Origin of the sequence: Vibrio sp. JC009, assembly GCF_029016485.1 — a bacterium.
GTDB lineage: Bacteria > Pseudomonadota > Gammaproteobacteria > Enterobacterales > Vibrionaceae > Vibrio.
In genome coordinates this window covers 614,308-640,854 of sequence record NZ_CP092106.1, presented here as the reverse complement: position 1 = coordinate 640,854, position 26,547 = coordinate 614,308, and the positions used below count along the sequence as shown (strand labels likewise).

Here is a 26,547-nt window from a genome sequence, read left to right as displayed (position 1 = left end):
ATTTAGCAATAGCTTTTAATTAAGTTACCAATTGAATCTTTTGAGTACTTTTGGTTGTGTAAATCCTTATTATTTAAAATATCAAATGATGAATATTTGAACTTTCTTAATTCAAATTTAACTTTTCCTACCTTTAAGCCTTTTGATAATGCGATTCTTTTTATCTTCTTTCTAAAAACTTCATCTTTAAAGTCACCTATATTAACTCGATGGCTACTAACAAGATTAAGCTTTATATCTTTTGCTATTGCTAAATTATTTTCATTTACCTCACTTACACCAAGCTCTTCCAAAATAGCGATATTTTCCTGACGTTCTAACTCATTAAGAAATGTATCTAGCAAACCACTTAAGTATTCATAAGATAAATCACCACCAAAAAAGGCATATTTTTTTAAAGTTACAAATAAATTCATCAACCAATCTGAGATTAACTTATGGTCATCCCAAACAGCCCCTACACCATTGGCAAGAGCATAATTACCAAAATCTGGTACAGCAGTAATTGTTCCAAAATCTAAAAATCGACCATCAATCCCAATATTAGAGCTCGTTAGAGAACCGTGGGGTATACCTTTAACTCTTGAATAAGCTATTTGCTTTGAAATACGTAGTATGATTGTATTTAGACAATCATATAAATCTTGTTTACCTGATAATTCAGTATTAACCAGACCTAAAGCTATAGGCAGAAACTTGATACTCTCACGCACCCTTTTAGCATCATCATATCTCAAAGAAATATGCTCTGATGACGGCCAGAAAAAGGTCGCTCTCTCAAAATGAGCTGGTCGAACTGAAAACTCCCTTACCGCTAAGGCGCACGGCTTTTTTGGTCGTTCATCTGAATATAAAAATTCTTCCTGTACATTAGTTTTTATAATGGCCAGGGTTCTGACAGCACCAAAAGGTAAATGCCGATGACAAACTTCGCCCCAGACAGTTTCTAAAATCGCTTCATCTAAAAATAGCTTTCCATTAGAGTGCGATTTACTCATGTTTTGGGATAAAAGAGGTGTTAAGCCAACCCCTTTAACCTGAAAATAGCCATCAAATCCACACCGGGCACTTCCACCATTACATACTTCATGTCTGGAACCATAACGATCTGCCCAAAATGTTTTGCAATCGCTTGTAATCAAACGACTTGGATTCACATAACCAGAAGAAACGTAAGAATATTCACCTAATAAATAACGCTCTATATCCACAGAAGAACCCTGGATACCATATTTTTCAAGTAGCTCCTCATTTACCCAAACAAGTTCAGTATTTTTTAATCGCGATGTTTCAAATGATGAAAATGAAATTTCAGGTAATTTTTTACCCAAAATACTAAACTTTTCATCACTCTTTTCAATAACAGGTGAAACGATATTAGTATTCATAACCATCTCTCCTATTATGCTTAACTACTGAACCAGTATTATCCCGAATGCTGATGTTTACACTTTTGTATGAAATACCAGCCTGATACCGGGCTTTTCTATATAGCTGCTTTATTAGAAAATGAGATATTGATTTGTCGGAGCAAAAAAAATCAACAATGATAAGGTGCTCACCCTCATTCCAACACATCGGATGAAGGCTAAAACGCTCTTTATTTAAGTATTCAATTAATGTATTTCTGTCTACCCAGGCCCAAAGCACGTATCCGCAGGCTTCTATATCACCTTCATTTTTGATGAATACATATTGGTCGTGCAGAATAGCAGGCTTCACCCAATGTAAAAATGAACTAATATTGATTTCTTGCATGCCTTGGCTTTTAGCTGAAATTTCTAAAAATTGACCAAGTTCCTGCAATACTTCTTCTTTAGACTTGCCTCTTTGTTCTCTGCCGATGAACAAAGCATTCAGGCTACTGATTGGAAGGTTCTGATTTTTCTCATAACATCGCATAAGCCCACCTATCAAAGTGAATACAATACAATACAATAAGAAATTCAGGTTGCTTACATTTAAATAACAAAACAAAACATCAAGTTAACAACCATGCAAAAAAATATACTCCCAGGCGTTCTGTATGTATATATACCGACATAATAGAACATGATAAGCCTCGCATTTCACATGAAATTAATTAACGTTTTGATACTTTAAGCCAAAATTTTGACACTTTCTATATAAGAAAAATCTATAAGATTATTTTTTGTATAATAATTCTTACCTATTACTTCCACCATATACAGAAAGAAAATAAATGAATTTGTAGCATTGAAGGGCTAATTGGGTAAGAGGTCTTAGGGGGCGATGAGTTTTATGAGAGGAATTGTTTAACTAAGACACAATTATATCTTAGTTAAAAAAACCGCCTTTCCTGAAGGCGGTTTTTACTTACCCGGCGAAAATTATTGGGCCAGATTACTTCTGCAAAGCGGCACTGTTTCTCTTATATGCCCACACCATCATGATTACGCCAAGGATTATCATCGGAGACGATAATATCTGTCCCATGGAGATCACGCCGCCAAACAGGCCAAGGTGGGCATCCGGTTCACGGAAGTATTCTACAATAAACCGGAAAGAGCCATAACCAATTAAAAACAGGCCTGAAACCGCGCCCTCAGGCTTAGGTTTGCGAATAAATGCGTTCAGAATAAAGAAGAGTACTACCCCTTCCAGAGCAAATTCATACAGCTGAGACGGGTGACGAGGCAGGTAGCCACCACTTGGGAACAGAACCGCCCACGGCACATCTGTTACACGTCCCCACAGCTCATCATTCATAAAGTTGCCCAGTCGTCCCATTCCCAGTCCGAAGGGAACAAGTGGCGCAACAAAATCGGCAATACTGAAAAAAGTGCGCTTGTTTCTGTAACCGTACCAGGCCATAGCGGTAATCACGCCCAGCAGGCCTCCGTGGAATGACATACCTCCGGTCCAGACTTTAAACAGATACAGGGGATCTTCCACAAACAGACCAAAGTTATAGAAAAACACATAACCGACACGCCCGCCAATAACCACACCCAGGAACCCGGCAAACAGCAGGTCTGAAACCTGTTCACGGTTCCAGCCACTGCCCTCTTTGTCTGCCCTTCTGTTGGCCAGCCAGAGCGCGAACATAAAACCAAAAAGATACATCAGCCCGTACCAGCGTACAGACAGCGGCCCTAATGAAAACAAGACAGGGTCAATCTGGGGAAACTCGATAAATGTTTGAGACATAACCAACTCTTAAAATAGTATCTCTAGGAAAATAACATCTTAGCCGCAACAAAAAGCAGAAATACTGCAAATATCTTCTTCAGCGTCGGAGTCGGCAACTGAGTTGCCAGATTCGCACCGATTTTTGTTGTCAAAACGGAAGTGCACGCAATTGCAAATAGTGCCGGCAGATATACATAGCCGACAGAGTATGGCGGAAGGTGTTCTGCACTCACGCCATGCAGTATAAACCCTGTCATACCAGAAATCGCCACCACTGCACCACAAACGGAAGCGGAGCCGACAGCCCTTCGCATCTCTACACCATACCGGCTCAGATAGGGAACAATAATGGTTCCGCCACCAATTCCGGCCAAAGCAGAAACAGTACCGATAACAGAGCCGGCAATGACAGTTGAAACCTTACCCTGCGAGGCTTTAACCCGCTTAAAGCGCACAGCAAAAAGCATCTGCAGCCCAAGTAAAGTTACGATGACACCAAAAATCTTGGGCAACAGGTACTCAGGAACAAAGTCAGCAATATAAGAACCGGCAAATCCACCTGTCATAATGCCCGGCAGCAGCCACTTTACCACCGCGAAATCCACATTTCCCAGCTTCAGATGATTAAAAGCTGATGACCCTGCTGTAAGAATGATGGTAGCCAGTGAGGTTGCAAGCGCGATATGCATAACGATATCAGGGCGAATTCCGAATGCCGGGAGCATAACCGATAACGCCGGAACAACTACGATTCCCCCTCCGATACCAAGCAGCCCGGCCAGAACACCGACAATGCCGCCTAGCGCAAGCAGCATAGCTAACAATTCAAAATCCAAAGAAATTACCTTTTTCCTGCTCTGGTGAAACCTGCAAGCTCATTCTCTTCCAGGTACTGAAACATCATATTATAGGTGTTTTGACCGTACGATTGCATCAAAGCTTTGTTAGCAAGTCGTTCTAAATCCTGAGAATCCGACTTACGCAGCAGATATTTTATTCTGGCCACATTCGATGTGTTCATACTCAGCGAGCGGTAACCCAATCCCACAAGCAGCAATGCACCGACCGGATCACCGGCTAACTCACCACATACGCTGACAGGTAAATTAAATTGCTGACATGTCTCCAGAATCTGCTTCAGAGCCATAATCACCGCCGGATGAATGGTTTCATAGACATCAGAAACACGGGAATTGTTCCGGTCTACAGCCAGTAAATACTGAGTTAAGTCATTGCTGCCCACAGAAACAAAGTCAACCTTACCGGCAATAAACGGAAGCAGGTAGATCATGGAAGGCACTTCAACCATAACGCCGACTTCCGGCTTCTTCACATCCGGTGTCAGCTCTTTTACTTCATTGTAAGCCTGCTCGATAAACGCCCTGGCTTCATCCAGTTCCTGAGTACTGGCGATCATAGGCAGCAGAATTTTAAGATTATCCGTTCCTATGCTTGCTTTCAGCATTGCCCTGAGCTGGATAAGCAGTATATCCGGATGATCCAGAGTGAACCTGATACCGCGCCAGCCAAGGAAGGGGTTATCCTCTTCAATTGGCAGGTAAGGCAACGCCTTGTCTCCACCGATATCCAGGGTGCGCATCACCACTTTTTTATCCGGGTATGAGGAAAGCACCGCCCGGTACTGCTGCATCTGCTCCTCTTCCGAAGGGAAGCGGTGCTGAAGCAGAAAAGATATTTCGGTCCGGTAAAGGCCAACGCCACTGACTCCCTGATTGACCGCTATGCTGGTATCCGCACTCAGACCGGCATTCAAAAGGATCTCCACTTTACAGCCATCTTTGGTACAGGACGCCTTGGAAAGCTCTCCTTCCACCAAATCAGAAAGCTCAGATTCCTCTCTCTGGAGTGAGCGATACTCTGCCAGCAAGTGGGCATTGGGTTCTACCAGGATGTCGCCATTGTAGCCGTCAACAATGCCCATTCTCTTATGAATACGCTCAGGCTCAAAACTTGCCCCCATTACCGCAGGAACACCCAGTGCTCTGGACAGTATCGCAGCATGAGAGTTAGCAGCCCCTTCAAGCGAAACCACGGCCAGCAACTTATCTTTCGGAACGCTGGCAAGTATTGACGCGGTAAGTTCGCGGACAACAAGAATAACCGGCTCTTTAAGCTCGAACTGGCCCTCTTCCGTATTATGCAGAAAATAGAGCAGCCTCTGCCCCAGCTCTCTGATGTCCTGCGCTCTTTCACGCATATAAGCATCGGTCATCTTGGCAAAGCGGTTAGAATAGGATTCCACCACTTGCCTCAGCGCCCAGTCAGCTCTGTCGCCGGTATTAATCTGCGCCTTTAAATCCGAGCGCAACATAGGATCGTTAAGCAGGTGGGTAAAGAGATCAAAAATCGCCAGCGCTTCTTTATTGATTTCGCTGTCCAGCTTTTTTCTCATCCGGCGGAAATCTGCCAGTGCGCTTTCCACCGCCAGCATCAGCCACTCCTGCTCCTGATCAATATCCAGCGTGGAAGCCGGGCAGACCTGACTCAGCTCCGGCTGAGTGTTATCCCACCAAAATTTTCCGACTGCAACACCGGACGATGCTGCCACACCAGAGAAAGATTCGGTTTTCTTCTCCGTCAGCAGCCACTGTCCCTGAGCCTGAGCATGAGCAATGATCACCGCAACCTGAGCGGCAAGCGTCACCAGAAAAGATTCTTCCATCTCACTAAACAGACGGCGGGATTTTTGCTGAATGACCAGAACACCCAGAACCTGCTTCTGGTAAATAATGGGAGTGCCAAGAAAAGAGTGATAGATATCCTCCCCCAGCTCGGGAAAGAATTTGAAGTCAGGGTGAGAAGAGACATCCGTCAGGTTAACTGGCTCAGCGCTTCTTTTAACCAGACCAACCAGACCTTCCTGATAACCGATATGAATCGTATTACCTCTGAACTTCAGCCCCTGGGTTGCCATCAGCTCCAGACGCTGCTTTTCATCATTGGCAAAATAAACTGTACAACACTCCGTCTGAAGTGCAGTACAGGTTTCTTTTACCAATAGCTCCAGAGCCTGATGAACATCATCAAGCCTGGAAACCTGTTCAACTATGTCCCTTAGCTGAGTAAGCATTATCTATCCTTTACGATTTTTTCGTTTGCCTTTCACTCTACGCTCTCTGTACGGCATAGCAGATGAAGCAAACTCCTTCATCGCGCGTCGATAAACATCTCGCTTAAAAGAAACAACTTGTCTTACCGGGTACCAATAACTTACCCAGCGCCAACCATCAAATTCAGGGGTATTACCGCGCTGCATATTGATCTTAGACTCATCACAATCTAAACGCAGTAAAAACCATTTCTGTTTTTGACCGATACAAACGGGCTTTGAATCCCAGCGCACCAGCCGTTTTGGTAGGCGGTACCTTAACCAATGACGACTTGTCGCTATAATTTTCACGTCCTGACGAGTAAGACCAACTTCCTCGTACAGTTCACGAAACATTGCCTGCTCCGGTGTTTCTCCGTCATCAATTCCCCCTTGCGGGAATTGCCAGGAATGTTGTCCGTATCGTTTTGCCCAGAATACCTGACCATGGTTGTTACATATTACGATCCCCACATTTAAGCGGTAACCATCGCCATCGATCACTGGCCGACCTCTAAAAAATTTTTTGTTGGCATGATTTTTCCACATATCCTGTAACGGAGCAAATTTAAGGGATAAATTTCCATTAGATTTATTAGCCAGAGCCCACTTTTTGAATAAGCTCACACTCCAATATAAGTTATCAACACACAAATGAGATACAGACCACATTTATTCACCTTTTCTGTGAATAAGTTTGTGCAGAATTTGTCATTTGCATTTTTTACTGTTTATTTATTAATCTCTCAATTAGAGAGCCGCCAGCACCATAGCGCAATAATTATGTTTTATATTAAGCAGTTAACCACAAATAAACACAAGTTTTCACAGGTCAAAAAACTGGAGGATCTTTATATAAAACAGATCGGTCAAAGATCCACCACCTTAAGCTTTATCCACATCACGCCAGCCTGATTTCACTAAACACAAATTTTTGCAACCATTTTATTGGGTTAAAAGACCTGTTTATTCATACAGTCCAATATAAAAATCAGCAGAGAGAGTATATTCTGTGGATAACTTTTTAAAATGATCATTTTTCACTCAACCCGATCCGGCGATAGAGATCATAAAAGTCTGTTATAATCCGCAGGTTTTATCCGTTTCCCCTAAGTCCAGCTATGAAACCGACACCAAAATCTGAAGCCGAATTACTAGAAAGAGCACAGCAAATCGCAGGCCTGACTTTTCAGGAACTGGCTGAAGAGGCTGGTATTCCGGTCCCTAAAGACCTGAAGAAAGATAAAGGCTGGGTGGGACAACTGCTGGAGTGGCACCTTGGCGCCCCTGCCGGCAGCAAACCGGAGCAGGACTTTGCTGAACTTGGCATCGAGCTAAAGAGCATTCCCATCAGCTATACAGGCAAGCCTCTGGAAACCACCTTTGTCTGCGTCGCTCCGCTTACCGGAGTACATGGTCTTACCTGGGAATCCAGCCATGTCAGGCAGAAACTGTCCAGAGTATTGTGGATCCCGGTTGAGGGAGAAAGAGAGATCCCGCTTGCAGAGCGCCATGTGGGCTCTCCACTTCTCTGGTCGCCTTCTGAAGAGGAAGAGGATCAGTTGCGTCAGGACTGGGAAGAGCTGATGGAGTTTATTGTCTTAGGACAGGTGGCCCAGATTACCGCTAAACACGGAGAAGTGCTTCAGTTAAGGCCAAAGGCGGCAAACGGACGGGTACTGACAGAAGCATACGGGGCAACAGGCAAGCCGATAAAAACACTGCCGCGCGGCTTTTACCTGAGAACTCAGTTTACAGACCGCATTCTCAAACGGCATTTTATCTAGCACAAAAAGAACTATTGACCTAAACGATCTCATTTAGATCAATATTCGTTCTGTGTTTGCTAATGCAGCGATAATTCTATGTCATGATAGGAAACGCTACCTTCAGGGGCACCACATTCGTCGTCGGTATTGTGCAGCCTGAGGTAAACCGAATCCACGCCTAAACGTACAAGCTCCTCTTTCACTTTTTCCAGAGAAGAAAAATGCACCGGCTCCCCATCTTTACGAATCGGTTCCAGTCTGTGCTTGTACTCTACCGCCAGCAGATATTCTGAGACATCTTCACAGCTGATCACATAGATTTTAGGCGGTACATAACTGTCCTTATGCTCGCCATGCAGCCAATGATCAAGTTGGTTTATTTGCATAACAGTCCTCCTCAATTAAAGCTTAGCCCAGCCAGACCCGGTTGCTTATAACATTCTCTTCACATCAGCAGGCTAAATCCTATATATTGAAAACAAAGAACAAGACAGGGAAATAAAATGGAATACCACAAACTACCCAATTCGCCCCTGGAAGTGAGTCGGATCTGTCTGGGTACCATGACCTTTGGTGAGCAGAACACAGAGCAGGAAGCCTTTGAGCAGCTTGACTATTCTTTTGAACGCGGCATTAATTTTATCGATACTGCAGAGATGTATCCTATCATGCCAAAGCCTGAAACTCAGGGACGCACAGAGGAGTATATCGGCAACTGGCTGACCCGGTCAGGCAAAAGAGATAAAGTCGTCATTGCGACTAAAGTAGCAGGCCCGAGAAGGATCCCTTACATCCGCGAAGATATGAAACTGGATCGTAAACACATCCATCTGGCTATCGATGACAGCCTGAAAAGATTAAAAACCGACTATATCGACCTGTACCAGCTTCACTGGCCTCAAAGAGAGTCCAACTACTTTGGGCAGCTTAACTACAGCTATTCAGATCATCAGGAAGAGGTCACTATCCTTGATACGCTGGAAGCTCTGACAGAGCTCGTCCGCGCCGGAAAGATCCGCTATATAGGACTGTCCAATGAAACACCCTGGGGTGTGATGAAATTTCTTCAGTTGGCCGAGAAACATGAACTCCCAAAGGTGGTGTCCATTCAGAATCCCTATAACCTGCTAAACCGCAGCTTCGAAGTGGGACTGTCAGAAATCGCTCAGTTTGAAGGTGTTGAACTTCTGGCCTATTCCCCTCTGGCTTTTGGCTGTTTAAGTGGCAAATATCTTGACGGCGCAAGGCCTGAAAACGCCCGCTGCACCAAGTGGGAAAGGTTTGCACGCTACTTTACGCCTCAGGGCATAAAAGCAACGCAGGCCTATGTGGAGATCGCTAAAAAGTACGGTTTAAGTCCGGCTCAGATGGCTCTGGCCTTTGTTAATCAGCAGCCCTTTGTTGCCTCTAATATTATCGGAGCAACAAACCTGAACCAACTTAAAGAGAATATTGACAGCCTAGATCTTAAATTATCTCAAGAGTTGCTTGGCGAGCTCTATGAGGTAGGAAATATCTATTCCAACCCGTGCCCTTAAATAGCTGTAGGAAAGGAATGAAGGTTCATACTAATTGCTACTTCCAAGGCATCTAAAGAAATTAGTTTAACTTAAGCCAATTTAACTTATTTTCGTAACACTCTAATAGTGACTTATTTATTACATAGAACTCGACTAATTCGACAATTCAAACATAACACTCGATTAACCGAACCCTCCAGTAAAGGTGTAATTTGAATAGTGGAAAAATAATCCTGTGAATATGGAAATATTAATGCGGGAAACTCGGAAAAACTCTAGGTTTGTAGCGGCAGGTGAAGGTAACATCTCTTTCTGGCTCGTTGCTGGACAGAAGTTTGGCAGCGGTTTTACTAATTTAGTCTGTTACGGATAACTTTTAGTAATCTATATAGTCTTATTACGACAGCGATCGCATTGAGAAAATCATAGAGGTCAGATCACCACAGGAACAGATCGCACAATTTACTTATATAGAGGCATCGGGCTTGTTCAACAATCGGACTAAGTGCTGGCTTCGCAGCGCTTAATCCTTATTTGTTAAATGCATTTAGACGCACACGTAAATCTACCTTATAATGCACTTTTTTCTACCCACAAGCATATGAAACCTAACAATATTACTGAAACCATTAACACGATCTCTTCCGATCGTCTCAATAGTTACCGTAGCTACTTTAATCTGAACTCAGATGAAGAGTGCTTAGGGCTGTACTTGTGGAATGACGCTCTCTCAGCCTCCTTTTTCAAATTAATTAGTATCTTTGAAGTAGCTCTTCGCAATACTATTCATAGGGAGCTGTCTCACCAATTCAATGCACACCGACAACAAGGGCATGCATTCGATAATGATTGGTATGAGCACCTGATTGCCCAGGGTCAATTGAAGCCTAAGACAGTGAAAATGATTCGCAAAGTGACCCATTTGCAATCACGCGGTCGTGGAAGAAGAAACCGAAATCAATTAATAGCGAAAAACCCGGCACCAACACCGGGAAAAGTAATTGCGGCACAAAGTTTTGGTTTCTGGGGATTTTTAATTAGCGACACTTCGTCGAATAACTCAATAGACTGGCAAAGCGCACTGTTCAATGGACTTAAAGGGCACTTCGCTCTTCACTCTACTTACTGGTCTCAAAACGCATTAGAAGACTTTTTAATGCGATTGAGTCAGGTAAATGAGCTAAGAAACCGAATTGCTCACCACGAACCTATCTGGAAGTTCACTCAGATTAGACACTACAGCACCAACCAAGAGATTTATCCGGCAGCATCAACGCCAGAAGAAAGTATTCAACGAATGAAAACTTTAAATGATCGATTGTGCCGGATATTGGGCTGGGTATCCGAAGATAGAAAAAACGACTATCTGGACTTTCATTACAAATCACATTTTGATTGGCTTACAAGCATTGAAGCGCTAGATGTATACAAATCTCTTTCATACAGCAATATACTAACCCCCGCACAAGCGAAAAGACGCTTTAATGCTATAGTAAAAAGTTCAAAGGTATATGAGGTTATTGGTAAGCGAGGCATAGTTACTATACTCCCTGGAGTTGTATAGTTGACACTACAGTAGCTTTGTACCATAATTCAATCACTAGCTCGTTAGGCTACAGTGTTGGTAATAAAATTCTCGCCAATATCTCTAACTTGAGCATTCTAGAGAGCACCCTGCGGGGTGCTTTTCGCTTTTCTAAGAGCCCAAATCTAAAGGCATTTAACGCTTTATCTACGGATCAAACCTGCATATCACCCTATGAGAGCAGTTGCATACCAATCCGACATGGCTCAAACTATCAACTAATACTTTAAAAAAACAACAACATTGATTATGTCCATCGTAGTGCTTCGATCATCAAGCTATACCTAAATCGTTATCGTAGATGTTTATCATTAGGTTTTATAATGATCCTCTACCGTGGTCGAAACTAACTTTGGGGCAGAAAGGTGATAAGCAAAGGATAATACCACCTTTTTAGTATGAATCTTTATTCCTCTCCCACAATAGCAGACAGCCACTCCTGAGAACAGAAGTGGCTGGATAGGTTTCAGGGGGAGCGCTTAGCTCCCCTCAGGTTACGTAGCAATTCTGGAATGTAAAACCCGGCGGATATGACGGATGCGGCGTTCAACCAAAACAGCATCTGGAACAGAGTGGGTACCTATTGGGCGGCCATCGGCTTCCAGGCCGATATCGCGCAGCAGATAAGCGTTTTCCCATGGAATTTCATGAACAGAGCGACGCACTTTCCTTTTCCATTCGCGCTCTTCACGACGCAGATCAGCCTTAATCAGGACAGCAGCAAGTTTTATATAAACAGAATGAGTCATAGTAGTATTTCTCCAGTTAAGGGCCGGGGAAATGACTTGGACTAAATTAGGAGAATAATGAGACTTTCCCTGTACTTAGCTGCCATTTCTCCGCAGCCAGACAAGGGTTACGGATCAATTAGTTACGATCGGTTCGCATATCAGAGTCTGCTCGCACAGACATGAGCGATGACATAGGAAATACAGGCGCGCCGATAACATGTTTAACGATAAAGTTATTCATCTTACGCCTCCTGCTAACTAATTAATCCTAAAGAAGTTTTGTGAAATTCAGTTCACGATTAGATTCTAATCTAACCGTCTACATATTCAACAAATAAATGTAATTACTGGCAAATACACAGCTTTTAACTGGTATTCCTTACAATATTCGTGGTTATTAGATATTAACTCTGACAACTGACTGATAATGAAAAACTTTCCACTACCAGCCAGTTAATTGACAGGCTAAACCGCCTCGGTGATAAGGTTGTGTTTATTCAGCAAGCGGTACATTGTCGCTCTGGAAACACCCAGCTCTTTCGCTGCCGGGGAAACCTGGCCGTCGTGAGACTCCAGCACCAGCATAAGCGCATCACGTTCTGAGTTCTCTCTGATGGATTTCAGGCTGCGTTTTCCGTTCGCTTTCTGCGGAAGATCCAACTGAGAAATATCAATCAATGCGGTATCTGACATCAGTACTGCACGCTTAACCAGATTCATCAGTTCACGCACATTACCGGGCCAGTGATAATGAGTCAGCCCTTTTAGCGCCTCTTCAGAGAAGTCTTTCGCCTGAGCGTTATACTCTTTTGAGTACTCCTGCAGATACCGCTTAGCAAGCAGCGCAACATCACCTGCACGCTCCTTAAGACTAGGAACATTAATTCGCAGTACATTGATGTAGTGATAAAGCTCATCGCTGAAATCATTATCAGCCATCGCCTTATCAATATCTGAACTGTACGCTGCCAGAATTCTCACATCCAGATCAACGCTGCCTCTTTTGGTCTCCAGCTTGCCTTCCTGCATAAAGCGCAACAGGTTGTTTTGCTGTGAGCGGGGCATGGTCAGAATATCATTGAGGTAAAGCGTACCTTTATGCGCTTTTAGCAAGGCAGGATCCGGATCATCTTCTCCGGCACCAATGCCGAAAATTTCTACCGCCATACGAGCTTCTGACAGGGCACCACAATTAATAGAAACAAACTGCTCTTTAGAACGTGATGAAAGCTGATGAATCGCCTCTGCCACATCTTCTTTACCAGTACCGTTTTCGCCGTAAACAAGGATGCTCACATCTGTTGAGGCAATACGCTTAACCTGCTCGCGCAGGCGCTTCATTGCTACAGACTCGCCAGGCAATCCCATATCTTTACGGTTGCCGTAATCAGGCCAGACCTTTCTCTCCAGCGTCAGCATGCCCAGTTGGTGACCGATAGTACTCAGAAGCTGGGTATCCGGAATGGGTGCGGTAAAAAAGTCGATACAAAAGTTAACAATAAACTGGCTGATCGTATCAGAAGTCAACTGGGACTCACGAATAAACGCAAGCCAGCGGACATGCTTATAGCGACTTACCAGATTAGCTACACCATTCAGACTGAACTCGTCCTGACTGAGATCCACAATCCCTATACAAGGACCGATTTCATTTAACAGAGCGTCAGCTTTGCGCAGATCGCCACAGCGCTGACACTGCCAACCACCCTGCTCAAGCACCGAAAGCCACGGCTCATGTTTACCACCAACGACAACAAGCGAACCCGGAACGGATTCCAAGCGGAATTTTGTTCCCATTTTTATGTTCCTTCAATTTTTATAATGATATGTTCTACGCTCATCCTTTATTGTTCTATCCCGGTCTTCTACGCCGGAATTACGCGTCAAAACATATAGCCAACAATTATATTCATATTGCTGCTTACCATATCGAGATCGAGACAATTTTTCTGTCTCATTAGTAAGACTAGGCACATAACGGCATATCATCAAGGGAACTTATGAAAATTTGGCGGATTATCAGCCATAAAAAAGCCCACTCATAACAAGTGGGCTCTGAAGTTTTTTCCGGCTTTACTTATGCAGGTTCCTGAAAAATCACCTGCTCCGCTTTATCCGTGTACTGAGACATCTTGTGGAAGTTCAGATAACGGTAGGTGTCTGCCGCACTTGCATCAATCTGCTTAGCGTATTCCAGATACTCTTCCTGAGTTGGAATCTTACCAAGAATAGCACCAACTGCCGCCAGTTCAGCAGAGGCCAGGTATACATTGGCCCCTGTGCCCAGACGGTTCGGGAAGTTACGTGTTGAAGTGGAGATAACCGTTGCCTTATCTGCCACACGCGCCTGGTTACCCATACAGAGTGAACAGCCCGGAGTTTCAATACGCACACCAACACGGCCAAAGATGCTGTAGTAGCCTTCTTCAGTTAGCTGGTCCTTATCCATCTTGGTCGGCGGGGCAATCCACATTCTGGTATCCAGCTGACCGCTGAAGTTTTCCAGAAGTTTACCTGCCGCTCTGAAGTGACCGATATTGGTCATGCATGAACCGATAAAGACTTCATCCACCTCAGTACCCTGAACATCTGAAAGCAGACGGGCATCATCAGGATCGTTTGGCGCACAAAGAATCGGCTCTTTGATATCCGCAAGGTCAATTTCAATAACATGCGCATAATCGGCATCTGCATCCGCTTCCATCAGAGAAGGCTGTGCCAGCCACTCTTCCATTGACTTGATACGGCGCTCGATGGTTCTGCGGTCACCATAGCCTTCAGAGATCATCCACTTAAGCATGGTGATATTCGATTTCAGGTACTCTTCGATAGACTCCTGAGAAAGCTTCACGGTACAACCTGCAGCAGAACGCTCTGCCGATGCATCAGAAAGCTCGAACGCCTGCTCAACCGTCAGGTGTTCAACGCCTTCGATTTCCAGGATACGGCCTGAGAATTCATTGATCTTACCTGCTTTTTCAACCGTCAGAAGGCCTTGCTTGATGCCGTAGTAAGGAATCGCATGCACAAGATCACGCAGGGTAATACCCGGCTGCATTTCACCTTTAAAGCGAACCAGAATGGATTCCGGCATATCCAGCGGCATAACGCCGGTAGCTGCCGCAAAGGCAACCAGACCAGAGCCGGCAGGGAAAGAGATACCCAGCGGGAATCGGGTATGCGAGTCACCACCGGTACCAACAGTATCCGGCAGCAGCATACGGTTCAGCCAGGAGTGGATAACACCATCACCCGGACGCAGAGAAACACCGGCGCGGTTCATAATAAAGTCAGGCAACGTATGGTGCGTGTTTACATCAACCGGCTTAGGATAAGCGGATGTGTGACAGAAAGACTGCATCACAAGATCGGCAGAAAAGCCCAGGCAAGCCAGATCTTTCAGTTCATCACGCGTCATAGGACCCGTTGTATCCTGAGAGCCCACAGTAGTCATCTTAGGTTCACAGTAAGTGCCAGGGCGGATACCTTCAACGCCACACGCCTTACCAACCATCTTCTGAGCCAGGCTGTAACCTTTACCTGTATCGGCAACCGATACCGGCTTGCGGAACACTTCAGATGGCTCAAGTCCCAGAGACTCACGCGCTTTCTCAGTCAGGCCACGGCCAATGATCAGCGGAATGCGGCCACCGGCACGCACTTCATCAATCAGCACATCTGTCTTCAGACCAAACTCAGCCAGTACTTCACCGGTTTCGTGGTTAGTTACCTTACCTTCGTACGGGAAAACGTCGATAACATCGCCCATATTCAGTTTTGAAACATCAAGCTCGATAGGCAGAGCACCTGCATCTTCCATGGTATTAAAGAAGATTGGGGCAATTTTGCCACCCAGTACAAAACCACCGGCGCGCTTATTCGGTACATACGGGATATCGTCACCCATAAACCAAAGCACAGAGTTAGTGGCAGACTTACGCGAAGAGCCGGTACCCACAACATCGCCAACGTAAACGAGCTGATGGCCTTTTTCTTTCAGAGCATCGATTTGATTAACCGGGCCAACAGAGCCAGGCTGATCCGGTTCAATACCTTCACGGGCGTTTTTCAGCATAGCAAGCGCATGCAGCGGGATATCCGGACGGGACCAGGCATCCTGCGCAGGTGAAAGATCATCTGTGTTGGTTTCACCTGTTACTTTAAATACGGTAAGAGTGCTTTTCTCTTTCAGTTCAGGTTTAGAAAGGAACCACTCAGCATCAGCCCAAGACTGAATCACTTTTTTAGCTGACTCGTTGCCTGCTTTGGCTTTTTCTTCAACGTCATAAAAGGCATCAAACATCAGCAGCGTATGCGAAAGTGCTTTTACTGCGATAGGAGCAAGATCGGCATCATCAAGCAGATCAATCAGAGACTGAATATTGTAACCACCCTGCATGGTACCAAGAAGCTCAGCAGCCTTTTCACGGCTTACCAGTGGTGAACTCACTTCATTTTTAGCCAGAGCAGTCAGAAAGCCGGCCTTAACATAGGCAGCTTCATCCACACCCGGTGGGATACGATTTTCAAACAGATCAAGAACAAAAGCTTCTTCACCCTTAGGCGGGTTCTTCACAAGTTCCATAAGCTGGGAAACTTGCTCAGCGTTAAGCGGTTTAGGGACAACTCCTTCTGACGCACGCTCTTCTACGTGTTTACGATAGGCTTCAAGCACGACATAATCCTCTACATTGCGGTCCGTTTTATTATTAAAATGGACATCCTTGGAAACTTGGCATCCTGCCACTCTCATCAACCCAAAACCAGTCGATCAGGGTATCGTTATTACTTTTTATAATAATAAACAGTGGCAGAGGCCAAACTGTGCTGAAAGAATAGCAAATTTAACTAAAAATTAAAATCTTGCTGCTTCTGACGCCGCTCTCCTACGACTAAAGTACTAAAAACTCTGTCCCACAATCAGATAAATAGATTCGTGCCCTTCTTCGGTTGCCCCCAGCGCCAGAACAATAGGCCCGACCGGAGAGCTGATTCCTGCAAACAGAGAGCCAGCCCGGTACAGAGGAGCATCCCCGAGCGAAAGGTCGGTATCCGACCAGACCCCGCCGTACTCCAGTGAAGCCCCTAAATAGACAGGCGCGGTAAACAGGCCAAAGTCATTTTCAAACCAGCGGTAGCGGTAAACCAGGCTGCTGAAAAACAGGTTCTGTCCGTTAATGCTGTTTCTCGGAATGCCGGAAAGCCTTAAGAAACCACCCAGCTCTTTGGGCTGAATAGCCGGGTTATCGTCAGACTTATCTTCTACCGTGCCATATTCCACATGCCCGACCAAGGTGTTGTCACCAAAGCTGTATGCGCCGCGCAACATCAGGTCAAACTCGTGCACCAGGTCATCTTCAAAATCAGTCGTTGAAGAGGCGACACCCTCACCAACAGTTTCAGATCCGCTGACACTGTCATCAGAAACAAAGTACTCAGCGTTAAAGCGAACCCCTTCCGTCGGCAGGCTGAAATCATCCAGAGTATCCAGCGTATAGCCGACGAAAAGTCCTTTCCTGATATAGTCGAGCTGGCCATAGGCCGGCAGGCTGGTCAGAGAGACATCCCCTTCGATATAACGTCCGCCAACACGCGCTTCCTGCCAGAAGGTAGGCTGAATACCCACTGCCCCTTCCAGCTCAAACTCGGTATAGGTTGTGGAAAGGGAGTTTTCGCTCATAGCCAGCGAAGTGTCTCCGGTCAGCCCTTCTACTGTGGTACTTTTTTCATCTTTACGGTAAATAACATCAAAACTGTTAAACAGCTTCTGGCTGGTAAAAAATGGTGAGTACCAGCTCACTGAAGCCAGCCTGTCAGTACCCAGTTCCAGATTGACTTTAAGCTCTGCCCCCAGACTGTTCAGGCCGGTAAAATTGGTTGATACCCCAAGACCATACTGACTGTCACTGGTGAAATCCTCTTCCAGGAAGAAGCGGAAATTGACATAGTTAGGCCCCCACTCTTTTTCATTGATATCGATAAACAGCAGGGTTTCGTCATTTTGATCCTTTTCAAAGTGATAGAAAATACGCTGAAACTTATCCAGCGCATAAACCTTGCTGATGCTCTTTTCCAGCTCTTCCGTTGAGATAGATTTTCCGGGAGTCAGATTCAGATATTCCAGCAAAATATCGTCTTTGTAGTGAGAGTTGTTGTTCAGCACTATGTCACTGACCACCAGTTCATCACCGTACTCAACCTCTCTCCGTCTCTCCTCTTTTTCGTCTATGTACCTCTGATACTCTGCGGAAGAGACAGAATAACGGGCCAGAGCGTTGACGTTTTTCTGGGCGGATTCATAACCCCAGAGATAGGCCTGAGGCATTCTGTCGAACTCCGTGGTCTCCATCTGGCCCACAGCCGGTACAAGCAGCACATCTTTTTCTGTCAGCAGTTCAGCCTGTTCATCGGTGGTACGGCGCACCAGATAGTTGGAGATCTGATTTCCCACATCCACAAAGCTGCCCACATCTTCCTGCTTCAGATATTCGGTGCTGATATCCGCGGCGATAATAATATCCGCGCCCATCTCCCTGGCCACATCCACCGGCATATTGTTGGTGACACCACCGTCCACCAGCAGCACGCCATCCAGCTCATAAGGAGGAAGCGCGCCCGGCACAGACATACTTGCCATCATGGCATCAGTTATCAGCCCTTTATCCAGAACCACTTCTTTCAGGTTGACGATATCGGTCGCCACTGAGCGGAAGGGAACCGGCAGATCATCAAAGGAGTCCAGCTTAGGAATATTGCCCGAGCTTTCACGCAGAATACGCATCATATTCTGCCCCTGCACCACACCTTTCGGAGAGCGGATTTCCCCCCAGCCAAGTCCCATATCCGTATTTAGCTGGTAGTAGTCCTCATAGGCTTTATCGCGAATACGGCGCTCACCCCGGCTGACTCTGTCTTTATAGCCGTCATTCCATTCTATGGAATAGATAAGCGATTCGATTTCATCTGCGCTCATCCCTGCAGCATAAAGGCCCCCAACATAAGCCCCCATACTGGTTCCCGTGATCAGATCCACCGGAATATGCATCTCTTCAAGCGCTTTCAGCACCCCGATATGCGCAGCGCCTTTTGCCCCGCCTCCGGCCAGCACAACGGCGATTTTAGGTCTTTCTACGGCTTCCTTTTGTACCGCTTCAGCCGCACTAACCTGAGCCGCTGAAACACCGCAGCCAAACAAAACCAGTAGATTTATTAGTATTCGGTTTGCTCTGATCATTTAGTTACCTGTGATTACCAGTCAAACAATTTTCTCAGCCACTGGCCCGGAGAACTGCTGCAGGCTTTTCTTATCTGTCCCTGCTTATCCCATACCGGAAGCGTGAAATCATTGTTGCAGTCGAGCTTAAGCGCTCCGTTTTTGTTCTGTTTAAAGCCAATGGTAGCAATGTCCTGTGGCCATGGCAGCGTCAGCTTCTGCGGCGAGCGCAGAGCCAGATAGTCAGAATAGACCCGCAAAGCACCGCTGGCACCGGTGAGCTTAGTCGGCTTGTTATCATCCCGGCCAACCCAGACGGTCACTACTTCTCTGCCGTCCACACCCACAAACCAGCTGTCCCGGCTATCGTTACTGGTTCCGGTTTTCCCTGCCAGAGCCGCCCAGCCATACCGGCCCTGAAGATAACGACCGGTACCTTCCATTACCGCTTTTTTCATTGCATAAGTGGTGAGCCAGGCCGCCTGCTCATCCACGGTAGCACGCTTTCTCGGCATGGACTGATAGATAATATTCTCATCCAGATCCTTAACCACTCTCAGTGCCGAAAGCGGGGCCTGTTTTCCTGAGTTGGTCAGGGTCTGATACATCTGAGCCACCTGATAAGGTGACAGCGAAAAAGCACCAAGAAACATTGCCGGAACCGGTCTGATCTCCTGCCTGTCGACACCCAGAGCTTCCAGCGTGCCAATGACTCTCTGCATCCCAAGCTCCATGCCCAGTCTTACCGTCGGAACATTAAGAGAGTTTGCCAGAGCGCGGTACAGAGCCACTTCTCCCCGGAACTTACGGTCAAAGTTTTTCGGCTCCCAGACCGTACCTTTAATGCCTTTCAGGCGGATTTTTTCATCCAGCAGGGTGGTCGCCAGCGTATATCTGTCCGGCTCTGAAAGCGCGGTCAGATAAACCGCAGGTTTAACCAGAGAGCCAATGGGACGGCTGGCATTCAGTGCGCGGTTAAACCCGTCGTACCCGGTTCTTTTACCGCCCACCATTGCCCGGATTTCACCGGTTTTCCTGTCAACGGCCACTGCTGCAGACTCCAGACCTTTACCGGATTTTTTCTCCAGTTGCGGGATCTTGCTTTTGATCGCCCTTTCCAGCATCACCTGTGAAACAGGGTCCAGAGTGGTAAAAAGCCTCAATCCCTCAAATGAATGGAACTCTTCTCCAACCTTCTGCTTCAGTTCATTTTTCAATTGCTGGAAATAGGCCGGCTGCCTTGAGGCTATCTGCGGATTATCCTGAATATCCAGCTCACGGTTTACCGCCTGCTGGTATTGCTCTGCGGTCAGTGTTTCCTGCTTCATCAGCAGACGCAGAACCAGATCCCGGCGCTCTTTGGCCCTTTCCGGATGCTTAACCGGATTGTAGTAAGAAGGACCTTTCACCATACCCACCAGCAGAGCGATCTGATCAATTCTCAGCTCAGAAACCGGCTGACCGAAATAGAGCCGCGAAGCCAGAGCAAAACCGTGCACCGCCTGCCCCAGGCTCTGCCCCAGATAGACCTCATTTAAGTAAGCTTCCAGAATCCGGTCTTTGTCGTATCTGTAATCAAGGATCAGAGCGATATAGGCTTCACGCACCTTTCTCCACAGAGTACGCTCCCGGCTAAGAAACAGGTTTTTCGCTAACTGCTGAGTCAGGGTACTACCGCCCTGAACGGTCCGCCCGGCCTTAATATTAACCGCCAGCGCCCTTAAAATCGCCAGAGGTGAAACGCCGTCATGCTGATAAAACTCTCTGTCTTCGGTTGCCAGCAGTGCATCCACTAATACCTCAGGGAACTGCTCTCTTTTCAGGTAGAGGCGGGTCTGCTCAACATCCTTTTCCAGCATGCCCAGCATCTTGGGTTCGATACGCAAAAAGCCCATATCCGCCTTCTGCTCCAGCGACTGAATACGCTGCAGACCGCTCTGGTCAAAATAGAACATCACATGACGGTCAGGTTCAGGGCCGTCTTCAAACTCAAATGGCCTGCGGATCAGCTCGATTTTACTGGAAGATGAGGAGTACTCTCCCGGCCTTCTTGGGGTGCGCACTTTTCTGTAGTTAAGAACATCCAGCTCTTTGCTGACATCACTCAGGCTAATGCTGCTTCCCGGAGCCAGATTCAGCACCCTTGCGTAAACTACCGTTGGAAGGTCGAAGATCTGTCCTTCAAAGCGTTCGCGTACAATTGAATCTAAGTAAACACCCAGAAAGGCAAGCACAGCAATGCCTGCCAGAGCCAGCTTCCAGCCGATACTCCAGATCTGTTTAAGCCAGCTTTTCTTCGCTTTGCTCTGCCTGGCTTTTGGCTTCGCCTTTGCCCTTGTCTTTGGCTTGGTTCTTGAAGCCGGTTTTCTTCTGGTTGCCGGCTTTTTCCTGGTCACCTTCTTGGCCGGTGCTCTTTTATCACTCATGAATTCAACTGTCGCTTAGTTTTGGTTGTTGCAATATGGTTTGCCGGATCATCCGGCCAAGGGTGCTTAGGGTATCTGCCTTTCATTTCCTTTTGCACCTCTTTGTAAGCTCCCGCCCAGAAACCGGCCAAATCAGCAGTAACCTGCAAAGGCCGCTGCGCTGGCGAAAGCAGCTCAAGGGTTATTTTCACCCGCCCCTGAGCCAGCACAGGAGAGTCCTGCTCGCCAAACATCTCCTGCATTCTCACCGAAAGTACCGGCGGTTTTCCCCGCTGATAAACGATTTTCTTTCGGCTTCCCGTTGGTACCTGATAGCTGACCGGCAGCAGTTCATCAATTTCCTGATTCAGTGGCCAGCCTAAATAGGAGGTTAATGCCGCATAAAGATCAATGGATTTCAGGTCCCGGGCGCTTTTCACCCCTGTCATATAAGGTTCAAGCCAGCTTTCTAAATTCTCAAGCAGAACATCCGAATCCACTGAAGGCCACTCTTTTTCAGGAAGCCAGTCAGAGGCACAACGGATCCGCTCTCTTAGGCAACTGCTTTTCTCATCCCAGTTTAAAACATCTAAGCCTTTCCGGCGCAGGTAATTTAGCAGGGCTTCAACTATTTTTGCTTTATCCGGCTGAGGCAGAATTTCTGTTCCGGTTACAAGATAGTGTCCGTTTCTGTTTCCCAGACAGTAAAGCTGCTGTGCAATCAGGCGTCCTTTAGCTTCATCCCAGTCAACGGATTCCATGGTAAAAAACAGCTGAGGCACAAGGGTTTTCAGAGCGTGAATATCCAAAGAGGCTCCAAGAAATAACTGGCTCTCATCGCGGCCCGTACGCATCAAATCAATGGCGACAATAAACTCTTCTTCCGCCAGACGTTCCTGCTCTGAAATAAAGGCACCATGCCTGTTAGCCAGCAAAAAGCTTCCGTGACGGTTGCCCCTCTGTTTGCCGATTCTGTCCGGATAGGCAAACGCCAGACAAACACCTGTATACAGCTCATCAATTTCAGATGAGTTAAACTGATGGCTAAGCTTACGCCCTAACAGTGAAGCCCGCTTTTCAAATGCCCGGCTTTTAGGATGCTTTCCTGACTGCAGGCGATAGAGCGAATGGGTGATATCAACAATATTTCTTTCCGGTTCTTCGAGCAAAGGAATCAGTGCCAGCGCGGTATTCAGGTACTTTTCACCAAGCTCCGACGACTCCAGAAGCATAGCTCCCAGCCTGGGCTCGATTCCCAGCGTCTGAATCTGCTTTGCTCTCTCCGTAGGCTGATTGTGACAATTCAGCAGCCCAAGGGAATGCAGTAAATCACGCCCCTGCTGCAACAGAGATTTTGGCGGCACATCCATCCAGCTAAGCTCGTTAACTTCGTTAGTTCCCCAAACCGCCAGCTCCATAGCCAGTGAAGAGAGGTCTGAATGCAGTATCTCCGGCTCTGGCACCTTAGGCTGCTGGTTAAACTGGCTTTCACTATACAGACGAATACAGAGTCCTTCCTGCAAACGCCCTGCCCGCCCGGTACGCTGAATCGCTGACGACTGAGCCACTTTTACCTGATCAAGCCGGGTGATGCCGGTTTTAGGGTCAAAACGGGCGGTTCTCTCAAGTCCGGAATCCACCACAATACGGATGCCTTCAATGGTCAGAGACGTTTCGGCAATATTGGTTGCCAGCACCACTTTTCGTCTGCCCTGTGGTGAAGGACAAATCGCCTTTTCCTGCTCTGCGATACTTAACTGACCGTAAAGAGGGCAAATATCAGCATCCGGTTTTAACTCCAGCAGAGCCTGCTCCGTCTGCTTAATCGAAGCCATGCCCGGCAGAAACACAAGCACAGAACCCTCTTCCCGGTTAAGCACAGAATTGATTTGCTTAGTGACGGCAGGAACCAGTCTGTCATTGACCGCCAGAGGCGCATAACGAACTTCAACCGGATAGGAGCGTCCTTCCGATTCAATATAATCCGCATCCGGTAATAGCGTCTGCAGAGCCTGCTGATCCAGTGTTGCAGACATCACCACAATTTTCAGGTCATCCCTGAAGGCTTCCTGAATCTCCAGACTGAATGCCAGCGCAATATCTGCGTGTATGCTTCTTTCATGAAACTCATCAAAAATCAGCAGATCTATGCCGGTGAGCTCAGGGTCGGCCTGAAGCATGTTGGTCATAATGCCTTCGGTCACTATCTCCAGCCGGGTCTGAGCACTGACCTTCACATCATTTCTGACCCGGTAGCCCACAGTCTGCCCCACCTTTTCACCAAGCTGCTCTGAGAGATAGGTGGCGATATTTCTTGCCGCCAGACGCCTGGGCTCAAGCATCACTATTTTGCCCGAAACAGCATTGGTTTTTAGTAACTGCAAAGGGAAATAAGTCGACTTACCGGCACCCGGCTCAGCTTTAAGAATTATCTGGTTTGAGGAGCGGACACTTTCAAGAAGTTGTGGTAACACCGACTGAATGGGAAGTTGTGACAATAGAAAAACCTTGTGATATACCAGAACAAACTGGCCCACATTGTACAGGAAAAAGATGCACGCTGAATTAAAACAACAAAAGCCTAAGCTATATGCCGCCAAACTGATTAAAAGGTATAAACGCTTTCTGGCCGATATTGAAACCGGCGAAGGTGAGACCACTACCATTTATGTGCCCAATACCGGCTCAATGACAAACTGCGGCAGTGCCGGAGACACCATCTGGTACAGCGTAAGTGATAACAGCAAACGTAAATATCAGTGCACCTGGGAGCTGACTGAGCGGAACGGCCTTATCTGTGTAAACACAGCAAGAGCTAACGAGTTTGTCGGTAATGCACTCATGGCTGGTGAGATAGATTCACTGTCTGGTTATGAGGTTCGCCCGGAAGTGAAATACGGTGACAGCCGTATCGACTTTATGCTGACCAGAGGGGATGAAAAGTGCTTTGTTGAGGTAAAAAGCTGCACTCTGCTGGAACAGGGTCAGGGTTACTTTCCTGATGCGGTCACCAAAAGGGGTCAGAAACATCTTCAGGAGCTGATGCAGATAGTAAAAGAAGGCCACAGGGCGGTTCTGTTATTCGCCATTTTGCATTCAGGTATCGACTCAGTAAAAGCGGCCAGACATGTGGATCCTGCCTATGCCAGTCTTCTTGAACAGGCAATTGAGTCGGGCGTTGAAGTGTTAAGTTATAAGCCAGATTTAAAGTCACAATTTAGTTTCGAGTAGCGGGAGCAGCAGGCAACTCCCTCCAGTAAGTGCTTTAGAACAAAAAAACTATTTAAATAGCCGAATTTTGCACTCTGCACTTGAAAAAATGCCATCTTTACACCATAAAGAGTGGAAGTATTAAAAAACGACTTAAATTAAGCAAAAGAAGTTGGTATTTGGAAAACTTTTTGCGTTGCAAGGTTATCCAGATGAAGCTCGCATTCATTCAACTGTTTAAAAAACGTCATTAAATAGCTGAAAATGATGCGATGTTCACAATAACGCAGAGATAAAAACTCTGTGTTTGCTTCCGGCTTTTCTTTCTGCTATAGATACCCGCCTTAATTTGACAGCGGAGCTGTTGGTTATAGGTGTAAGTAGGAGATGTGGTATGCCAGAAAAGAAAAAAGCGCTAGGCATCCTAGCCATTGCAGGTGTTGAACCTTATCAGGAAAAAGCTGGTGAAGAGTATATGTCACCAGAACAAATGGCTCACTTTACTAAGATTTTAGAAGCGTGGCGTAACCAACTAATGGAAGAAGTTGACCGTACTGTGCACCATATGCAGGACGAAGCGGCAAACTTCCCTGACCCGGTTGACCGTGCTTCTCAGGAAGAAGAATTCAGTCTTGAACTTCGCAACCGTGACCGTGAGCGTCGTTTGATCAAGAAGATTGAAAAAACACTGAACAAAATCGAGGAAGATGAGTTCGGTTTCTGTGAATCTTGCGGTGTAGAGATTGGCATCCGTCGTCTGGAAGCCAGACCGACAGCCGACCTTTGTATCGACTGTAAAACTCTTGCAGAGATGAAAGAGAGACAGATGCAGGGCTAAGCAGCCAGCGACAGCTTGTTACTTTACTAAAGGGAGCCTAGGCTCCCTTTTTACTTAATACCATTTCCGGCACTCAGATATGAAATACACTGGACGCTTTGCGCCATCCCCTTCCGGCCCCCTGCATTTCGGCTCTCTTGTGGCTGCTCTGGGCAGTTACTTTCAGGCTAAAGCCAACAACGGAACCTGGCTGGTTAGGATGGAAGATCTGGATCCGCCAAGGGAAATGGCAGGCGCTGCTAATCTTATTCTTAAGGCACTGGAAGCTTATCAACTGCACTGGGACGGAGAAGTTCTGTTCCAAAGTCACCGCCATGACGCCTATCAGGAACAAATCGATACCTGGCTGACTTCTGAGATGGCTTATTACTGCCGGTGCACCAGAAAACAGATAAAAGCAGCAGGTGGCTACTATCAGGGCACCTGCAGAGATAAAAAAATATCCTCGCCTGACGGTTGCGCGGTAAGAGTAAAGGTTGATGAGCCGGTTCTGACCTTTAACGACATCAGACACGGTACTATGGATATCGCACCGGGCCTTGCCGGTGAAGACTTTATTATTAAAAGACGGGATGGTCTGTTCGCTTACAATCTGGCGGTGGTGCTTGATGATATTTATCAGGGAGTCACTGAAGTGGTACGGGGAGCGGATCTGATAGAACCCACGGGACGTCAGATCAGCCTTTATAAGCTGTTAGGGCTGGATGCGGTCAGTTACCTGCACCTTCCCCTGGCAATTGACTCGACAGGTAATAAGTTATCCAAGCAGAATCATGCAAAAGCCATAGATTTGCAACATCCCAAACCTACCCTACTCAAGGCGATGCATTTTTTAGGATTCGACCTTCCGCAAGGTATAGAAGAAGGACGGCTGGACGAGATTATTGGCTGGGGAACCGACAACTGGTCTGTCAGTCAACTGCCCGGTAAGCTGGAGATCCCGTCACCGTTTTCGGGTGCTGTGTAAACCTTTCAGGCCATAAACAGTAATTAGCTAATAAGGGCTTAGTGCAG

19 protein-coding genes are annotated in these 26,547 nt (G+C 46.5%); 6 read left to right on the top strand and 13 right to left on the bottom strand.

All coding sequences use genetic code 11. The features are described 5' to 3' along the window. Positions 1 to 2: 2 nt before the first annotated feature. From L3Q72_RS03010 to rppH, 6 genes are all read right to left on the bottom strand, one after another. Positions 3 to 1,388: a protein adenylyltransferase SelO family protein gene (locus L3Q72_RS03010; protein WP_275131201.1), complete on the bottom strand. Its 1,386-nt coding sequence runs from the start codon at positions 1,386 to 1,388 to the stop codon at positions 3 to 5. Then, complete coding sequence (locus L3Q72_RS03005) at positions 1,378 to 1,902, bottom strand: toxin-activating lysine-acyltransferase (RefSeq protein ID WP_275131200.1); 525 nt, start codon at positions 1,900 to 1,902, stop codon at positions 1,378 to 1,380. The genes L3Q72_RS03010 and L3Q72_RS03005 overlap by 11 nt, the downstream gene beginning before the upstream one ends. Positions 1,903 to 2,364: 462 nt before the next feature. Continuing rightward, positions 2,365 to 3,171 carry a prolipoprotein diacylglyceryl transferase gene (lgt, locus tag L3Q72_RS03000; protein WP_275131199.1) on the bottom strand — a complete coding sequence of 269 codons (807 nt, stop codon included), beginning with the start codon at positions 3,169 to 3,171 and terminating at the stop codon, positions 2,365 to 2,367. Between the two features lie 23 nt (positions 3,172 to 3,194). Next, the gene (locus tag L3Q72_RS02995) at positions 3,195 to 3,989 is read right to left on the bottom strand and encodes a sulfite exporter TauE/SafE family protein (RefSeq protein ID WP_275131198.1); all 795 of its coding nucleotides are present in this window, start codon (positions 3,987 to 3,989) and stop codon (positions 3,195 to 3,197) included. A gap of 5 nt (positions 3,990 to 3,994) precedes the next feature. Then, positions 3,995 to 6,244: a phosphoenolpyruvate--protein phosphotransferase gene (ptsP, locus tag L3Q72_RS02990; RefSeq protein WP_275131197.1), complete on the bottom strand. Its 2,250-nt coding sequence runs from the start codon at positions 6,242 to 6,244 to the stop codon at positions 3,995 to 3,997. Positions 6,245 to 6,247: 3 nt separating this feature from the next. Further along, positions 6,248 to 6,766: an RNA pyrophosphohydrolase gene (gene rppH / locus L3Q72_RS02985; protein ID WP_275132062.1), complete on the bottom strand. Its 519-nt coding sequence runs from the start codon at positions 6,764 to 6,766 to the stop codon at positions 6,248 to 6,250. Positions 6,767 to 7,383: 617 nt separating this feature from the next. Here rppH and mutH point away from each other — a divergent pair. Beyond that, positions 7,384 to 8,049, top strand: coding sequence for a DNA mismatch repair endonuclease MutH (mutH, locus tag L3Q72_RS02980; RefSeq protein ID WP_275131196.1), 666 nt, complete (start codon positions 7,384 to 7,386; stop codon positions 8,047 to 8,049). Positions 8,050 to 8,108: 59 nt separating this feature from the next. On the opposite strand, the gene L3Q72_RS02975 is transcribed toward mutH, so the two are convergent. Next, positions 8,109 to 8,417 carry a DUF6482 family protein gene (locus L3Q72_RS02975; protein WP_275131195.1) on the bottom strand — a complete coding sequence of 103 codons (309 nt, stop codon included), beginning with the start codon at positions 8,415 to 8,417 and terminating at the stop codon, positions 8,109 to 8,111. A 117-nt stretch (positions 8,418 to 8,534) separates the two neighbouring features. Between L3Q72_RS02975 and L3Q72_RS02970 the strand changes: the two genes are divergently transcribed. Together L3Q72_RS02970 and L3Q72_RS02965 are read left to right on the top strand one after the other, a co-directional pair. Continuing rightward, positions 8,535 to 9,569 (top strand): NADP(H)-dependent aldo-keto reductase, encoded by a 1,035-nt coding sequence (locus L3Q72_RS02970; RefSeq protein ID WP_275131194.1) that lies wholly within the window; start codon positions 8,535 to 8,537, stop codon positions 9,567 to 9,569. 583 nt (positions 9,570 to 10,152) lie between these two features. Beyond that, positions 10,153 to 11,115, top strand: coding sequence for an Abi family protein (locus tag L3Q72_RS02965; protein WP_275131193.1), 963 nt, complete (start codon positions 10,153 to 10,155; stop codon positions 11,113 to 11,115). A gap of 515 nt (positions 11,116 to 11,630) precedes the next feature. Here the strand turns inward: L3Q72_RS02965 and L3Q72_RS02960 are convergent. The 6 genes from L3Q72_RS02960 to hrpB all read right to left on the bottom strand — a co-directional run bounded on the left by L3Q72_RS02960 (position 11,631) and on the right by hrpB (position 23,983). Then, a complete protein-coding gene (locus tag L3Q72_RS02960; protein WP_275131192.1) occupies positions 11,631 to 11,885 on the bottom strand; it encodes a DUF1127 domain-containing protein in 255 nt (84 codons plus the stop codon). A 447-nt stretch (positions 11,886 to 12,332) separates the two neighbouring features. After that, positions 12,333 to 13,664, bottom strand: coding sequence for a sigma-54 dependent transcriptional regulator (locus tag L3Q72_RS02955; protein ID WP_275131191.1), 1,332 nt, complete (start codon positions 13,662 to 13,664; stop codon positions 12,333 to 12,335). A gap of 280 nt (positions 13,665 to 13,944) precedes the next feature. Next, positions 13,945 to 16,542: a bifunctional aconitate hydratase 2/2-methylisocitrate dehydratase gene (gene acnB, locus L3Q72_RS02950; RefSeq protein WP_275131190.1), complete on the bottom strand. Its 2,598-nt coding sequence runs from the start codon at positions 16,540 to 16,542 to the stop codon at positions 13,945 to 13,947. Positions 16,543 to 16,767: 225 nt separating this feature from the next. Next, positions 16,768 to 19,101, bottom strand: a complete 2,334-nt coding sequence (locus L3Q72_RS02945; protein WP_275131189.1) for a patatin-like phospholipase family protein — start codon at positions 19,099 to 19,101, stop codon at positions 16,768 to 16,770. A 14-nt stretch (positions 19,102 to 19,115) separates the two neighbouring features. Further along, a complete protein-coding gene (gene mrcB / locus L3Q72_RS02940; RefSeq protein WP_275131188.1) occupies positions 19,116 to 21,506 on the bottom strand; it encodes a penicillin-binding protein 1B in 2,391 nt (796 codons plus the stop codon). Further along, positions 21,503 to 23,983 (bottom strand): ATP-dependent helicase HrpB, encoded by a 2,481-nt coding sequence (hrpB, locus tag L3Q72_RS02935; RefSeq protein WP_275131187.1) that lies wholly within the window; start codon positions 23,981 to 23,983, stop codon positions 21,503 to 21,505. The genes mrcB and hrpB overlap by 4 nt, the downstream gene beginning before the upstream one ends. Positions 23,984 to 24,038: 55 nt before the next feature. On the opposite strand from hrpB, the gene sfsA reads away from it, so the two are divergent. The 3 genes from sfsA to gluQRS all read left to right on the top strand — a co-directional run bounded on the left by sfsA (position 24,039) and on the right by gluQRS (position 26,500). Further along, the gene (gene sfsA / locus L3Q72_RS02930; RefSeq protein ID WP_275131186.1) at positions 24,039 to 24,716 is read left to right on the top strand and encodes a DNA/RNA nuclease SfsA; all 678 of its coding nucleotides are present in this window, start codon (positions 24,039 to 24,041) and stop codon (positions 24,714 to 24,716) included. Between the two features lie 373 nt (positions 24,717 to 25,089). Next, the gene (gene dksA / locus L3Q72_RS02925; RefSeq protein WP_275131185.1) at positions 25,090 to 25,533 is read left to right on the top strand and encodes an RNA polymerase-binding protein DksA; all 444 of its coding nucleotides are present in this window, start codon (positions 25,090 to 25,092) and stop codon (positions 25,531 to 25,533) included. A 79-nt stretch (positions 25,534 to 25,612) separates the two neighbouring features. Further along, positions 25,613 to 26,500, top strand: coding sequence for a tRNA glutamyl-Q(34) synthetase GluQRS (gene gluQRS / locus L3Q72_RS02920; protein WP_275131184.1), 888 nt, complete (start codon positions 25,613 to 25,615; stop codon positions 26,498 to 26,500). Positions 26,501 to 26,547: the final 47 nt, after the last annotated feature.